12 protein-coding genes are annotated in these 14,102 nt (G+C 66.1%); 4 read left to right on the forward strand and 8 right to left on the reverse strand.

Translation table 11 applies throughout. The features are described from left to right. Nucleotides 1-19: 19 nt before the first annotated feature. Genes WKW82_RS36205 through WKW82_RS36220 form a run of 4 tightly spaced genes read right to left on the reverse strand, consistent with a single transcriptional unit; the run spans nt 20 to nt 3,414 of the window. Nucleotides 20-1,252 carry an aminotransferase-like domain-containing protein gene (locus WKW82_RS36205; RefSeq protein ID WP_340348000.1) on the reverse strand — a complete coding sequence of 411 codons (1,233 nt, stop codon included), beginning with the start codon at nt 1,250-1,252 and terminating at the stop codon, nt 20-22. 25 nt (nt 1,253-1,277) lie between these two features. Beyond that, nucleotides 1,278-1,886: a LysE family translocator gene (locus tag WKW82_RS36210; RefSeq protein WP_340348002.1), complete on the reverse strand. Its 609-nt coding sequence runs from the start codon at nt 1,884-1,886 to the stop codon at nt 1,278-1,280. Then, on the reverse strand, nt 1,883-2,818 hold the full coding sequence (locus WKW82_RS36215) for a DMT family transporter (protein ID WP_340348003.1): 936 nt from the start codon (nt 2,816-2,818) through the stop codon (nt 1,883-1,885). The genes WKW82_RS36210 and WKW82_RS36215 overlap by 4 nt, the downstream gene beginning before the upstream one ends. Further along, on the reverse strand, nt 2,815-3,414 hold the full coding sequence (locus WKW82_RS36220) for a LysE family translocator (RefSeq protein WP_340348015.1): 600 nt from the start codon (nt 3,412-3,414) through the stop codon (nt 2,815-2,817). Before WKW82_RS36220 ends, WKW82_RS36215 begins: the two co-directional genes overlap by 4 nt. Nucleotides 3,415-3,516: 102 nt before the next feature. Here WKW82_RS36220 and WKW82_RS36225 point away from each other — a divergent pair, with 102 nt between their 5' ends. Beyond that, entirely contained in the window at nt 3,517-4,932 is a 1,416-nt protein-coding gene (locus WKW82_RS36225; RefSeq protein WP_340348004.1) for an aminotransferase-like domain-containing protein, read from the forward strand. Nucleotides 4,933-5,170: 238 nt separating this feature from the next. Here the strand turns inward: WKW82_RS36225 and WKW82_RS36230 are convergent, their stop codons facing one another. Together WKW82_RS36230 and WKW82_RS36235 are read right to left on the reverse strand one after the other, a co-directional pair. Next, nucleotides 5,171-5,974: an HTH domain-containing protein gene (locus WKW82_RS36230; RefSeq protein ID WP_340348006.1), complete on the reverse strand. Its 804-nt coding sequence runs from the start codon at nt 5,972-5,974 to the stop codon at nt 5,171-5,173. A gap of 40 nt (nt 5,975-6,014) precedes the next feature. After that, nucleotides 6,015-6,929: a LysR family transcriptional regulator gene (locus tag WKW82_RS36235; RefSeq protein ID WP_340348008.1), complete on the reverse strand. Its 915-nt coding sequence runs from the start codon at nt 6,927-6,929 to the stop codon at nt 6,015-6,017. A gap of 92 nt (nt 6,930-7,021) precedes the next feature. Here WKW82_RS36235 and WKW82_RS36240 point away from each other — a divergent pair, with 92 nt between their 5' ends. The 3 genes from WKW82_RS36240 to WKW82_RS36250 are packed head-to-tail and all read left to right on the forward strand — an operon-like array spanning nt 7,022 to nt 9,814. After that, nucleotides 7,022-8,407 (forward strand): acyclic terpene utilization AtuA family protein, encoded by a 1,386-nt coding sequence (locus tag WKW82_RS36240; RefSeq protein WP_340348009.1) that lies wholly within the window; start codon nt 7,022-7,024, stop codon nt 8,405-8,407. Then, nucleotides 8,404-8,799, forward strand: a complete 396-nt coding sequence (locus WKW82_RS36245; RefSeq protein WP_340348010.1) for an AtuA-related protein — start codon at nt 8,404-8,406, stop codon at nt 8,797-8,799. Before WKW82_RS36240 ends, WKW82_RS36245 begins: the two co-directional genes overlap by 4 nt. A gap of 43 nt (nt 8,800-8,842) precedes the next feature. Next, nucleotides 8,843-9,814, forward strand: a complete 972-nt coding sequence (locus WKW82_RS36250) for a Bug family tripartite tricarboxylate transporter substrate binding protein (protein WP_340348011.1) — start codon at nt 8,843-8,845, stop codon at nt 9,812-9,814. A 121-nt stretch (nt 9,815-9,935) separates the two neighbouring features. Here WKW82_RS36250 and WKW82_RS36255 read toward each other — a convergent pair whose 3' ends face one another. Both WKW82_RS36255 and WKW82_RS36260 read right to left on the reverse strand, forming a co-directional pair. After that, a complete protein-coding gene (locus WKW82_RS36255; protein ID WP_340348012.1) occupies nt 9,936-11,660 on the reverse strand; it encodes a phospholipase D family protein in 1,725 nt (574 codons plus the stop codon). 78 nt (nt 11,661-11,738) lie between these two features. Beyond that, on the reverse strand, nt 11,739-13,637 hold the full coding sequence (locus WKW82_RS36260; RefSeq protein ID WP_340348013.1) for an ATP-binding cassette domain-containing protein: 1,899 nt from the start codon (nt 13,635-13,637) through the stop codon (nt 11,739-11,741). Nucleotides 13,638-14,102 lie beyond the last annotated feature (465 nt).

Below are 14,102 nucleotides of genomic sequence, written 5' to 3' on the forward strand. Positions count from 1 at the left end.
GGCAGTCCTTCGAGGGCGATCAGCCAAGGGCGGGTGCGGGCTTGGGCTGGGCCTTCCCAAGCTCCGCCAGCACCTCGCGCACCGTGGCCGCCAGCGCCGCGATGGCCGTGTCGATCTCGTCCACGTTAGCGGTCACGAAAGACAGCCGCATCGTGCGCGAATCGCCCGGGCCGGCATAGAAGGGCGCACCCGGCACGAAGGCCACGTTGCGCTCCACCGCGCGCGGCAGCAACTTCACCGTGTCGATGCCCTCGGGCATGCGCGCCCACAGGAACATGCCGCCCACGGGCACGTTGAACTGCACGTCCAGGCCCTTCATCTCGCGCCGCAGCGCAGCGACCATCGCATCGCGCTGGCGCTTGTAGAGCGCGCGGATCGTCGGCACGTGGCTCGCGAGGAAGTTGTCCTTCATCACGGCCGACACCATGCGCTGCGTGAAGATCGGCGTGTGCAGGTCGACCGCCTGCTTGGCTTGCAGGAGCTTCGGGTAGATCGCCTTCGGTGCGACCAGGAAACCAAGCCGCAGGCCCGGCGCCAGCACCTTCGAGAAGGAGCCCAGGTAGATCACGCCGTCCGGGTTGCGCGCGGCCAGCGGCAGCGGCGGGGCTTCGTCGAACCAGAGTTCGCCATACGGGTTGTCTTCCACGATCGGCAGGCCGGCCTTGGCGGCAGCGTCCGACACGGCCTGGCGACGCGCCTCGGTCATGGTGCGGCCGGTCGGGTTCTGGAAGTTGGGCAGCAGGTAGACGAAGCGCGCCGCCTCCTGCGAAGCATTGCCCGCGGCCTTGGCCACGAGGTCGTCCACGATCACGCCGTCGTCATCGCTGGCCACGCTCACCGGCACCGGCTCCATCGGCGCGAAGGCCTGCAGGGCGCCGAGGTAGGTCGGCGTCTCGACCAGCACGCGGCTGCCCGGGTCGAGCAGCACCTTGGCCACCAGGTCCAGCCCCTGCTGCGAGCCGGTGGTGATCAGCACCTGCGCCGGGTCGACGTTCCACGGCAGCATGTCCGCCACCGCCTGGCGCAGCGGGCCGTAGCCTTCGCTGGCGGCGTATTGCAGCGCGGCCTGGCCGTCGGTGTGCAGGACGTGGGCGCAGGCGTCGGCGAATTCCTGGATAGGGAAGGTCTTGGGCGAGGGCAGGCCGCCGGCCAGGCTGATGATGCCGGGGCGCTCGGTGACCTTCAGGATCTCGCGCAGCACCGACGGGTTCATCTTTTCGGCGCGGGTGGCCAGTTTCCAGGTGGTGGTCATGTTGTTCTCCGTTCTGTGTATTGAGTCAATGGGTGAGCAAAGGGTAGAGCGAGGCGACCAGCGCAAGGGCAGCGACGGTGTTGAAGGCGCGCAGGAAGGCGGGTTGCTGCAGGTAGCGGCGCATGCTGCTGCCGAACAGCGCCCAGGAGCCGGTGCTTGGCATGTTGATGACCGCCATCACGCCCGTCAAGGCGAGAAGTTGCCACAGCGAATGATCGGCTGGCAGGTAGGTGGTGATCGCGCCGAGCGCCATCACCCAGGCCTTGGGATTGATCCACTGGAAAGCGGCTGCGGCGGTGAAGCCCATGGGCCGGACTTCGGCAGCGTCGGACTGTGCGGCATCGCCCGCGGGCCGGCTGCTGAAAATCTTCCAGGCCAGGTACAGCATGTAGGCACCACCGGCATAGCGCATGACCGTGTACAGCACCGGGAAGCGCTCGAACACCGCGCCCAGGCCCAGGCCCATCAGCAGGACCATGATGCAGAAGCCGACGGTGATCCCCACCATGTGCGGCACCGAGCGCGCAAAGCCGAAGTTGACGCCGGAGGCCAGCATCATCGTGTTGTTCGGGCCCGGCGTGATCGAACTCACCAGGGCGAAGAGGCTGAAGGCCAGCCAGGTTTCGGCGGTCATGCTGTTCCTTCAGCGGTGACGGGGCGCGCGATCGCACGCGGTTGCGAGAGCTTCTTGCCGACCACCACCGTTGCCACGACGGCGCCTGCGAAGGCCAGCGTCACGAGATCGAGCGCTTCGCCCAGCAAGGGCACGGCGGCAAGGATCGAGAGGAAGGGCTGCAGCAACTGCGTCTGGCTGACCCGCAACGCGCCACCGATCGCCAGCCCGCGGTACCAGGCGAAGAAGCCCATCCACATCGAGAACATGCCGACATAGGTGAAGCCGATCCAGGCCGATGCCGCCACCGGTTGTTGCGGCCACAGCGCCAGCGTCGCCGGCAGGCTGAAAGGCAGCGCCATCACGCAGACCCAGCAGATCACCCGCTCTGCCCCCAGTGATGGCGTGACTTGCGCGCCGAACACGTACCCGACGGACGCGCAAACCACGGCGCCGACCAGCATCAGGTCCGCCCATTCGAAGCTGAAGCCATGGCCGTGCTGGCTCGCCCGCAGCACCGAGAACACCACCACCAGCAGACTGCCAAGCACCGCGCACACCCAGAACCCGAGGCGCGCACGCTGATGCAGCACCCACGCCGCCACGGCCGCCGTCGCCAGGGGAAGCAGGGCGGTGATCACCGCCGCATGGCTCGCCGTGACCGTGCGCAGCGCGTAGCCCAGCAGCAGCGGAAACCCGAGGCAATTGCCGAGCACCGCCATCCCCAGCGGCTTCCATTGATGGCGTTGCGGCAAGGGCGGGCGCGTCACCAGCAGGAAGACCAGCGACAACACGCCCGCCAACGCCGCACGGCCGACCGTCACGAACCACGGCGAGAGTTGCGGCGCCTCGGTCGTGCCGGTGGCCAGCCGCGTCATCGGCAGCGTCACCGCGAAGATCGCCACGCCCAGCACGCCGAGCCACATCCCGAGCGTTTCGTCCTTGAGCTTCATGTCTCGAACATCCAGTAAGCCGTCAACACCAGCACCGCCGCCATCGCGCGGTTGAACCACAACAGGCGCGCGCCGTGCGACAGCCAATCCCGCAGCAGCGCGCCGATCAGCGCGTAGAGAAAGTTGCTGGCAAAGGCATAGGTCAGCATCACCGGCGCGACGATCGCGAAGCGATGCAGCGCGTCGGGCCGCCCGGCGATCCATCCGGCCACCAGCGTGAGCGCCAGCAGGGAGGCCTTGATGTTCACGAATTGCAGCATCACGCCCTGGCCGAAGCCGACATCGAGTCGCTTGCCGTCGGCCTGGCCCAGCGTGCCGCTGCTGCTCAGCTTGAACGCCAGCCACAGCAGGTAGGCAATGCCCAGCCCCTTGATGGCGAGCCGGAGCATCGGCGCGGCCGTCACCAGCGCGCCGATGCCGGCCGCGCACAGCGCGAGCAACAGTGTCCAGCCCACCGGCACCGCCACGATGAAGCGCATCGCGCGCGGCAATCCGCCGTTGGCCGCGAGGGCGGTGGAAAGCGTGGTGTTGGGACCCGGCGAAAAACTCATCGCCGTGGCCAACACCAGCAGCGCCGTGAATTCTTGCCAGTTCATGGCACAGACTCTAAACTGGTGACCATTACAGTACCAATACAGATGGTCGAACATGAACCGGGTCTGTATTGGTTCGGCCATAGACACAGATCGAAAACGCCCATGCTGACGAGAACTTCCACACAGTCGCTGACCGAACAACTGGCCGCGCGCTTTGCCGAACGCATCCGCACCCGCCTGCTGGCGCCCGGCGCGCGCCTGCCTTCCGTGCGGGAATGTGCGAGGCAGCAGGGGGTGAGCCCGCACACGGTGGTCGCGGCATACGACCAATTGCTGGCGCAGGGGCTGGTCGAGGCGCGGCGGCAGCGCGGCTTCTATGTGCGGGATTCGGCTGTGGCGCAGGACGTGCGTGCGCCGGGCGCGGTGGCCAACACCCTCGCGATGCCGTTGCCGGCCAGCGGCGTTCCGGCCGATGCCAGTTCGCTGATCCGCGGCATGTTCCACCGCCAGAGCGACAAGCCGCAGCCCGGCATGGGCGTGTTCCCGCCGGACTGGATGGAGTCGACCTTCATGCCGACTTCGCTGCGCCGGCTGACCAGTACGCGGGCGCTACAGGATCTGTCATTGCAATACGGCGAGCCGCTGGGCGATTCGGCGCTGCGGCGTAGCCTGTCGCAGAAGCTGGTGAGCATCAACGTCCCCGCCGCGCCGGACCAGATCATCACCACCATCGGCGCGACGCATGCGCTGGACATCGTGAGCCGCACGCTGCTGCGCGCCGGCGACCCGGTGATGGTCGAGGAGCCCGGCTGGGCCATCGAGTTCGCGCGGCTGGAGTCGCTGGGCATGCGCATCCTGCCGGTGCCGCGCCGCCCTGACGGGCCGGACCTGGAGGTGATGACACGGTACTGCGAGGCGCACAAGCCCAAGCTGTTCGTGAGCGTGAGCGTGTTGCACAACCCGACCGGCTACAGCCTCTCACCGGGCAGCGCGCACCGGGTGCTTCAACTGGCCAACAAGCACGACTTCCACATCGTCGAGGACGACACCTACAGCCACCTGGCGCCCGAGCATGCGACGCGGCTGTGCGCGCTCGACGGGCTGCAGCGCACGATCTACGTGAGCGGCTTCGCGAAGATCCTGGCGCCGAACTGGCGCATTGGTTTCCTCGCGGCGCCACCCGGATTGCTTGGCGGCCTGCTGGAGACGAAGCTGCTTGCGACGCTGACCACGCCCGCGCTGTTCGAACGCGCGTTGGCATGGTGCATCGACCAGGGGCAACTGCGTCGGCATGCGGATCGCATCCGCGTGCGGCTGGACGGGGCGCGTGCGCGAACAGTGAAGCTGGCGCTGTCGCACGGCTGCACCTTTGTGTCGGAGCCGGCGGGGTTGTTCGGCTGGGTGGACACGGGCGTGGACACCGATGCGCTGACGCAGCGCATGCTCGACGAGGGCTATCTGCTGGCGCCCGGTTCGCTGTTCCACGCGCGCCGGCCGCCGAGCACCTTGATGCGGATCAACTTCGCGACGGCGCAGGATGCGGAGTTCTGGAAGGTGTTTGGGCGGGTGCGGGGGTGAGCGTCGTGTTGCTGCTGATGCGCCCTGTGGTGGGAGCGCCCGGCACGCGGTGCGGCCCAGCCGACCCTACTGCACCGGCCCCTTCGGGGCTCCCCTGCTGTGCTCACGTTTCGCGGGGTCTTGCAGAACTCGCCTGCGGCTCAAACAGCTGCAAGCCCTGATCCGCGAAACGCTGCGCGCATCGGCGGCGCAGAAGGGATCGACCGGGACGCACCGCATGCCGGGCTTGGGGGGCGGCTTACAAACCATCGCGCAATCGCTGCTCTACCGCGCGCAATGTGTTCTGAATTTCTCGTTCTTTCAATACGGGGTCGATGTCTTGCAAGTACTCGATTGCAGAGAAATCGTCACCGCGTTTCCTGTTCTGCGGGGGCTCGAGCGCCTCAATCAGCAGCGCCTCGAGGGTCGCTACGAGAGCAGCAAGTGATGCCCTCAGAGGTACCTCCCGCAAGTTGCCCTCATTGGTCACGTCTAACAATCCAAACCAAGAGAAGCGATTCCAACGGCCGCCAAGGCGATCCACTGTGTGCTCAAGAAGGCGCTTGCCCAATGGTCGGTCGATCGAGCGGCCCCCGTACACGACGGTGTGATGGTCATAGAGGATGTAGATGCCCTTTTGACGACCAAAGTCGACTGACTTCGCCGAGGCCTGTTGTTGGCCATATATCTTCGGGTCACCCTTCCACACGACGAGGTCGCGCTGCCAGTACATCCCGAAGGAGCGAATGATCGAGTCAGCGTCGTCAATCTCAGATTCCGCAGGTATGTCCTCGACGAGTGCCGTCGCCGTTGGCAAATGCACCGTCTTCGCCGGCTTGGAGCGAAGCGTGAAGACGCCTTTCCCAACTCGCAGGAATGGGGACCGCTCGCCCTCGTGTTTGATCGACGAACTGATCTGGGCGTTGACGGTAGCAGCGGGTGTCGCACCGTCGGTCTTGTAGTAGTCACGCGAAAGTACCTGTTCGGATATCTGCGAGTAATGAAGTGGTCCATCCGCTTCGTCCAACACTTTTGCGATTGCTTCGCGCCATGACATTGCCATCAACTGCCTCCGGGAATGACGTACTTTAGGCGGATCCTGTTCAATCAAACCGCAACGCCCCCATCCTCTCCACAATCAAGTCATGCAGCGTCTGCGCCGCCACGGACAAGCTCCCTTCGCGCCGCTGCACCAGGTAGATCGTCCGTGTCAGCCCCGGCACCGGCAGCGGCCGCGTCGTCAAACTCTCCCGCCGAAAGTGGAACAGCGTCAACGCCGGCACCACGCTGATCCCCACCCCCGCCTCGACCAGCCCCATCACCGTCGCCAGGTGCTCCACCTCGAACACCGCATTGAGCCGCAGCGGATGCAACGCCGCATCGAGTGACTGCCGCACGCTGCTGTTGCGCGCCATCTGGATGAAGGGCCAAGGGGCCAGTTGCTTCGCGGTGAGCTTCGGCACCTTCGCGAGGGGATGATCCTTCGGACACACAAGGTGAAAGCCGTCGCTGCAGAGCTTGCGCCCGCGCAGGTCGCTCGCCGATGCGGCACCAGCGCCGGTGGCTGCCAGCGCAAAGTCGGCTTGGTGAGCGCGCAACTGCGCGATGCACGCGTCCGACAAGGCATCGTGCAACTCGACCGTGATGCCGGGCCACGCCTTCATGAACTCGGCCAGGATGCCAGGCAACCATCCTGCCGCCAATGACGGCAACGCGGCCACGCTGACCCGGCCCTTGCGCCGCTCCACGTGATCGGCCAGTTCACCGACCGCGCCCTGCATGTCGTCGAGCAGGCGCCGCGCTGAAGCCTCGAACAGCCGGCCCTCCGGCGTGAGCTGCACGCTGCGCGTGTCTCGGTCGAACAGTCGCGCGCCGAGCGTGTCTTCCAGCGTGCGGATCAAGGCGCTGAACGCGGGCTGCGACAGGTGACAGGTTTGCGCCGCGCGCGTGAAGTTGCGTTGCTCGGCCAGCGCGGCGAACGCGCGCAGTTGCCGGGTTGAAAGATCCGGTGTGCTCATCGATTTGCCTTTTGGATGAATCGATCTGATCTTTCGATTTTACGGATGAAGTGTCGCGCCCTACATTTCTCCTCAACACGAGACAAATGCCAATGAATTCAAGCACTCCACCCCCGCTGCTGATCGGCTGCGCCGCCGGCTTCTCCGGCGACCGAACCGATGCCGCCGGCCCCGTGGTCGACACGCTGGTCGCCCGGCTCGCCGCCGGCCCGAACGGCCAGCGCGCGTTCCTCATCTTCGAGACGCTGGCCGAACGCACCTTAGCTCTGGCGCAACTGCGTCGCCGTGCCGACCCGGAATCAGCCGGCTACGAACCCCTGCTCGACGCCATGCTGCGCCCGGTGCTCGCGCGCTGCCTTGCAAATGGCATCCGCATCGTCAGCAACTTCGGCGCCGCCAATCCGCGTGCCGCAGCCCGCCACATCGCCCGCATCGCCCGTGAACTCGGCGCACCCCAACCACGCATTGCCGTGGTAGAGGGCGACGATCTCTCCGCCCCCGAGCAACGCGCCTTGCTGCGCGAGCAACTCGGCGAGCGCATCGACGGCCTGCGCATCGTCAGCGCCAACGCCTACATCGGCGCCGAACCCATTGCCGCCGCGCTCGATGCCGGCGCACAGATCGTGGTCTGCGGTCGCGTGGCCGACCCGTCGCTGGCCGTCGGCCCTGCGATGTCGCACTTCGGCTGGCGCGCCGACGACTGGGAAAAGCTCGGCCGCGCCACCATGGCCGGCCACTTGCTCGAATGCGGCGCACAGGTCTGCGGCGGCTACTTCGCCGACCCAGGCTTCAAGGACGTGCCGGGCCTGGACAACGTCGGCTTCCCGATCGCCGAGATCGCGTCCGATGGCCACTGCACCATCGGCAAGTCCGAAAGCACCGGCGGCTTCGTGACCGAGGCGACCGTCAAGGAGCAACTCCTCTACGAAGTGCACGACCCCGAGGCCTATCTGACGCCCGACGTCATCGCCGACATTGGCGAAGCGGAAGTCCACGCCATCGCCACCGACCGCGTCGCGCTCACCGGCGTGCGCGGCCATGCTCGCCCGACGCACTACAAGGTCAACGTCTGCCACGAAGGCGGTTGGCTTGCCGAAGGAGAGATCTCTTACGCAGGCCCGCGTGCCGAAGCGCGCGCCCGCCTGGCCGCCGACGTGCTGCGCAGCCGCCTGAGCGGCCTCAAGCTGCGCGTCGACCTCATCGGCGCCGTCAGCATCCTGGCCGACGACGCCGGCCGCACGCTCGCCGCCACGCCCGATAGCGGCGCGCGCGATGTCCGCCTGCGCGTCGCCGCCACGCACGACGACCGCGCCGAGGCCGAACGCCTCGGCCGCGAAGTGATGGCGCTCTACACCTGCGGCCCCGCAGGCGGCGGCGGCGTCCGCAGCACGCTCACGCCAAGGCTCAATACGATCTCGTGCCTGCTACCGCGCGAGTCCGTGCCGGTTCGGTTCGAGATGGTGGAGGAATGCGCATGAACGCCGCCCGGCCGCTTGAAGGCGCTTGCACCGCAGCGCAAAACACAGTCCCTCTCTTCAGAGCCGCCCACGGCCGCACCGGCGACAAGGGCGACCGCTCCAACATCAGCGTGATCGCCTGGCACCCCGACCTGTTCCCCTTGCTCGTCGAACAGCTCACGACCGATGCCGTCGCCGCGCAATTCAAGCATCGCGCCCCAAGCCGCGTGCAGCGCTTCGTGTTGCCCAAGCTGCACGCCATGAACTTCGTGCTCGACGCGGTGCTCGATGGCGGCGTCAACGATGCGCTGAACCTCGACACCCATGGCAAGTCGCTGTCCTTCCTGCTGCTCGACATGCCGATCCACGTGCCGCCCGAACTCCAGCACCTTCTCGCCGGCCCGGCCGTTTGACCTCATCCAGATCCCACATCCAACCCTTCGGAGACAAACAACCATGACCCGCATCCATTCCATCGCCCTCGCCATTGCAGCGATCGCACTGGCGCCCGCATTGGCCCAGGCCGAAGCAACCTTCCCCGACAAGCCCATCACCTTCGTCGTCCCCTTCGCCGCCGGGACCGCCACCGACCAGATCGCCCGCGCCATCGGCAACGGCGTCAGCGCAGAGGTGAAGCAACCCGTGGTCATCGACAACAAGGCCGGTGCCAGCGGCTTCATCGCCTCGCAGCAAGTGGCCAAGGCCGCGCCCGACGGCTACACCGTGCTCATCACCACCAACACCACGCACGCAGCCAACGAGCACCTCTACAAGAAGATGCCCTACGACCCGGTGAAAGACTTCGCACCCATCACCGCCTTGGGCAAGGGCGGCCAGATCATGGTCGTCAATCCGTCCTTCCCAGCGAAGACGGTCGCCGAGTTCGTCGCGATGGCGAAGAAGGAGCCGGGCAAGTACAGCTTCGGCAGCGGCAGTTCATCGAGCCGCATGGCTGGCGAACTGCTGCAGCAGATGGCCGACATCAAGCTGTTGCATGTGCCCTACAAGAGCAACACGCTCGCTGTCACCGACCTGCTCGGCGGCCAGATCAACATGATGATCACCGATACCGCCACCGGACTCCCGCAGGTCAAGTCCGGCAAGCTGCGCGCGCTCGGCGTGTCGGGCAGCAAGCGCTCGCCGCTCGCACCGGACGTGCCGACCATCGCCGAGGCCGGGGTCAAGGGATATGAGATGGGCTACTGGTTCGCCGCCTACGCGCCCTCGAAGACGCCGCCCGCCGTGGTCAAGCGCCTCAACGAATTGCTGGTCAAGGCCGCCAAGAGCGACGCCGCCAAGACCGTCTTCTACGACCCGACCGGTACCGAAGTCTTCACCACCACGCCCGATGAAATGGCCAAGTTCCAGGCCGCCGAATCACGCAAGTGGGGCAGCATCGTGAAGGCTGCGGGCATCGAAGCCGAATAAGAAGCACACGCGCGGTACAACGGCCGCCCCAACACCAGGACACGCGCGGAACAACGGCCGCCTCAACACCAGAGCGCGGCGCAGACCGGCGCAGTTCGAGCACCCGGACCGGGATCGCCCGTCAAAGAATGCTGTCCGGCGCCAGCGGCCCCAGCACCTTGAGCATCAGCTTGAGGCCCGCGCTGGCATCCGGCTCCGTCGTCGTGTCCTCGAGCCCGCTGCCCTGCGGCGCACGCCAGGTCAACCGCCCATCGACCAGTTCCACATGCCATGCGCCCTCGCGCAACGTCTTCTCGATCACCTCCGTCGTAGTGCCCGACAGCTTCCGACTGCCGATCAACAACGCAACCTCGGTGTTCTGCTTCTGCGAGCGAAGGTCGAGATTCATCGAGCCGACGACCAGCAGCCGGTTGTCCATCACCAGCACCTTCGAATGCAGCATCGCGCGCGATGCCCCCGTCATCGAACTGCCGGACGAACCGAATGCACTGCCGATGCCGGCCTGCTCGCTGCGCATCTCGTACAGGTCCACGCCCATCTTTAGCAGCGCCTCCCGATGCCGCGCATAGCCGACGTGCGCGATCGGCGCGTCGTTCGACGCCAGCGAATTGGTCAGCACGCGCACCCGAACGCCCCGCGCATGCAACGCCGCCAGCGCCTGCGTGATGTCCGGCCCCGGCACGAAGTAGGGCGAGATGATCAGCAGATCGCTGTTCGCCTGCCCGATGAGCTGAAGCAGGCCCTCGACCAGCGTGTCGCTGCCGGCCGTGGTGTCGGCCGCGTCCTCGACCGCTGCCTGGCGCCCGCCAGGCGCCTTGGCCGCCGTGCGTTGCATGCCCGCGGGCTGCATCACGACGAGCCCGGGTTCGTTGCTGCGCGCGCTGCGTTGCGTGGAGGTCGCACTGGCCGCCTCCTCATTGCTGGCCGCGATCTTCCCGGGCTTGTCGGCCAGCATCGCCGCCGGCGCCCAGACAAACTCCGCGCTCTGAAGGTCGGCCGCCTTCTCATCCCAAGCGACCGTGCGCCGATTCTTCGCGGCCTTGGCGTCCTCCTCGGGCTTGTCCTTCGCGTCCGAACGCGCCTCGTCGCGGATCGACTCGAGTTCCTCGCGCTTGACCAATGCCTCCACGGGATAGGCCCGCTCGTTGTTCCAGTAGCTGTCGAAGCTGCGCGACAGGTCCTGCACGATCGGCCCCGCCGCCAGCACGTCGAGGTCCACGAAGTTGCCGTCCTCCCCAATCCCGAAGTACGCATCGCCGAGGTTGCGCCCGCCCGTCACGCCCAGCACGTTATCGGCCAGGAAGAGCTTGTTGTGCATGCGCTGCTGGATGCGCTGCGGATCGTCGATCGAATTGACCAGCCGTCCGAGGGTGGAACCGCGCGCACCGGCGACCGGATTGAACAGCCGCACCTCGATGTTTTTGTCGTAGGTCAACAGCAGCACCAGCGCGTCGCGTCCCGTGCTGTGGAAGTCATCGATGAGAATGCGCACCCGCACTCCGCGCGCCGCAGCCTCGCGCACCGCGGACATCAGCCGGCGCGTGCTGGCATCGGCATGGATGGCGTAGTACTGGAGGTCCAGTGTCTTCTGCGCGCCTTCGATCAGCGCCAGACGCGTGCCATACGCGGCCTGCGGACCGTCAAGCAGCTGAAAGCCCGAGTCGAAGCGCGCCTGCGCCGCGTCGTGGCGTTGTTTCACCAAGGCCGCGAGCGGCGTCCCCGTCGGCGAGGCCAGCGCATGGGACACCGGCCGGTCCACTTGCTTGGGAAGCTCGGCGCAACCGCCGCCCGCCAACAGACCAATGGAAGCGATGAAGGCGAGGAGCCAGCGCGGCGAACGAAGCATGACGTGTAAGCAGAAGTTGCATTGGCACGCTGTATAGCGCGGCGCCGCACCTTGTCACGTCAGACAGACCCGCCGGCCTCAGCGGGCGGCAGCGCTCAATTCTTCCCAGCGCTCCAGCGCGGCCATGAGCTCGTCGTCGATCTGGGCATGGCGCTCGCCGAGCTCCACCGCGCGGGATGCCTCCGTCGAATAAATCGCGCCGCCGTCCCGCTCCAGCGCCTCGGAAATCTGCTTCTGCTCGTCTTCCAGTTCCGCGATCCGCGCCGGGAGTGCGTCGAGTTCGCGTTGCTCCTTGTAGCTGAGCTTCTTGCGCGTCGCCGCAACCGTTGCCACGGCGGGCGCGGCAACGGGAGCCGCCACAGGTGCAGGCGCTGGAGCAGCAGCCGCACGTTGCGCGTTGATCTCCCGCGCCCGCTTGGACTGGATCAGCCAGTCCTGCACGCCGCCTTCGTATTCGCGCCAGTAGCCGTCGCCCTCGAAGGCGATCGTGCTCGTCACCACGTTGTCCAGGAAGGTCCGGTCATGGCTCACGAGGAAAACGGTCCCGTCGTAGTTCTGCAGCAAGTCTTCCAGCAGTTCCAGCGTGTCGATGTCCAGGTCATTGGTCGGCTCGTCCAGCACCAGCACATTGGCCGGCCGCGCGAACAGACGTGCCAGCAGCAACCGATTGCGCTCGCCACCGCTCAGCGAGCGCACAGGCGAATTGGCCCGCGCCGGCGAGAACAGGAAGTCGCTCAGGTAGCTCTTCACATGCTTGCGCTGCTTGCCGATCTCGATCCACTCGCTGCCCGGGCTGATGAAATCCTCCAGCGTCGCGTCCAGATCCAGCTTCTCGCGCATCTGATCGAAGTAGGCGACCTCGATATTGGTCCCGCGCCGAACCTTGCCGCTGTCCGGCTCCAGGTCGCCCAGGATCAGCTTCAGCAGCGTGGTCTTGCCCGCGCCGTTAGGCCCGAGCAGGCCCACCTTGTCTCCCCGCAGGATGGTGTTGCTGAAATCGCGCACCACGGTCTTGGGGCCGAAGGACTTCGACGCATGCGTCAGTTCCGCCACGATCTTCCCGCTCGACTGCCCGGAAACCACGTCCATGTTGACGCTGCCCTGCACATTGCGTCGGGCCGCATGGCTCGCACGCATCTCCTGAAGGCGGGTGATCCGACTCTGGCTGCGCGTACGGCGCGCCTCCACCCCCTTGCGGATCCAGATTTCCTCCTGTGCCAGCAGCTTGTCCGCCTTGGCGTTGATCACCGCCTCCTGCGCCAGCTGCTCTTCCTTCTGCACGAGGTACTGCTCGAAATTGCCGGGATAGGAGCTCAGCTTGCCCCGATCGAGCTCGATGATGCGAGTCGCCACGCGATTCAGGAAGCTCCGGTCATGGGTAATCGTGATCACGCTGCCCTTGAAATCGATCAGCAACTGCTCCAGCCATTCGATGGAATCGAGGTCCAGGTGGTTGGTCGGCTCGTCCAGCAGCAGCACATCGGGCGCGGTCACGAGTGCCTGCGCCAGGGCCACCCGTTTGCGGGTCCCCCCGGAAAGCGACCCCACCCGCGCCTCCGGGTCCAGGTGCAGGCGGTGCAGCGTCTCTTCCACCCGTTGCTCCCAGTTCCAGGCGTCATACGCTTCTATCTCTGACTGCAGCGCGTCCAGGTCCGCCCCCTCCACGGCATTGAGGTACATCTCGCGCGAAGCGATCACATGCGCCAGACCTTCGCTCGCCGCGTCAAACACATTCGCCTCCATGTCCAGTGCAGGCTCCTGCGCCACGTAGGCCACCCGCAGGTTCTGCTGAAGCTGCAAGGTGCCGTCGTCCGCCTTCTCCAACCCCCCGAGGATCTTGAGCATCGAAGACTTGCCCGCACCGTTTCGCCCGATGAGGCCGATACGCTCTGATTCGAGCAAAGAGAAGTCCGCATGATCGAGCAGCGGGACGTGACCGAACGCGAGTTGCGCGTCGAGGAGTGTGATGAGTGCCATGTGGCAGGGATTATCCGGGGGAGCCCTCCCACCCGATGTCCCTACAGCCGGTGTCACTGGGGAGCTGCGACGCAGGTGCCTATATTTGCGCAGGTGCCTATATGGCATGGAAGCTGGCCCCAAGGCCTTGGCCAGCGGTTCGCCAATCACAGAAGGCAACTTGGATCAGCGCCGCGTGTACAGTGCCCGACCGCCCGGATCGCAAGGCGGCCGGGCCGGAGAAGCCTACGCGCCAGCACTTTTTTTGCAGATCCGGTTGCGGACCTCAAAAAACGGCATATACTCGTGGGCTCGGCTAGAAACACATTGTGTGGTTCAGCAGACTGGCCCTCTGGGGTGGGTTTGCAAGAGTCGAGAAAAAAGTCCCTCGGGCTTGACGAAGAGTAAAAATCTGGGTCATAATCGAGAGCTTCGCTGAAACGGCTTCAGCACTGATTGCCCTGGTGATCGGATGCAGAAAGAAGC

The sequence above is a fragment of the Variovorax rhizosphaerae genome (genome assembly GCF_037889975.1).
In the GTDB taxonomy this organism is placed as follows: domain Bacteria; phylum Pseudomonadota; class Gammaproteobacteria; order Burkholderiales; family Burkholderiaceae_C; genus Variovorax; species Variovorax rhizosphaerae.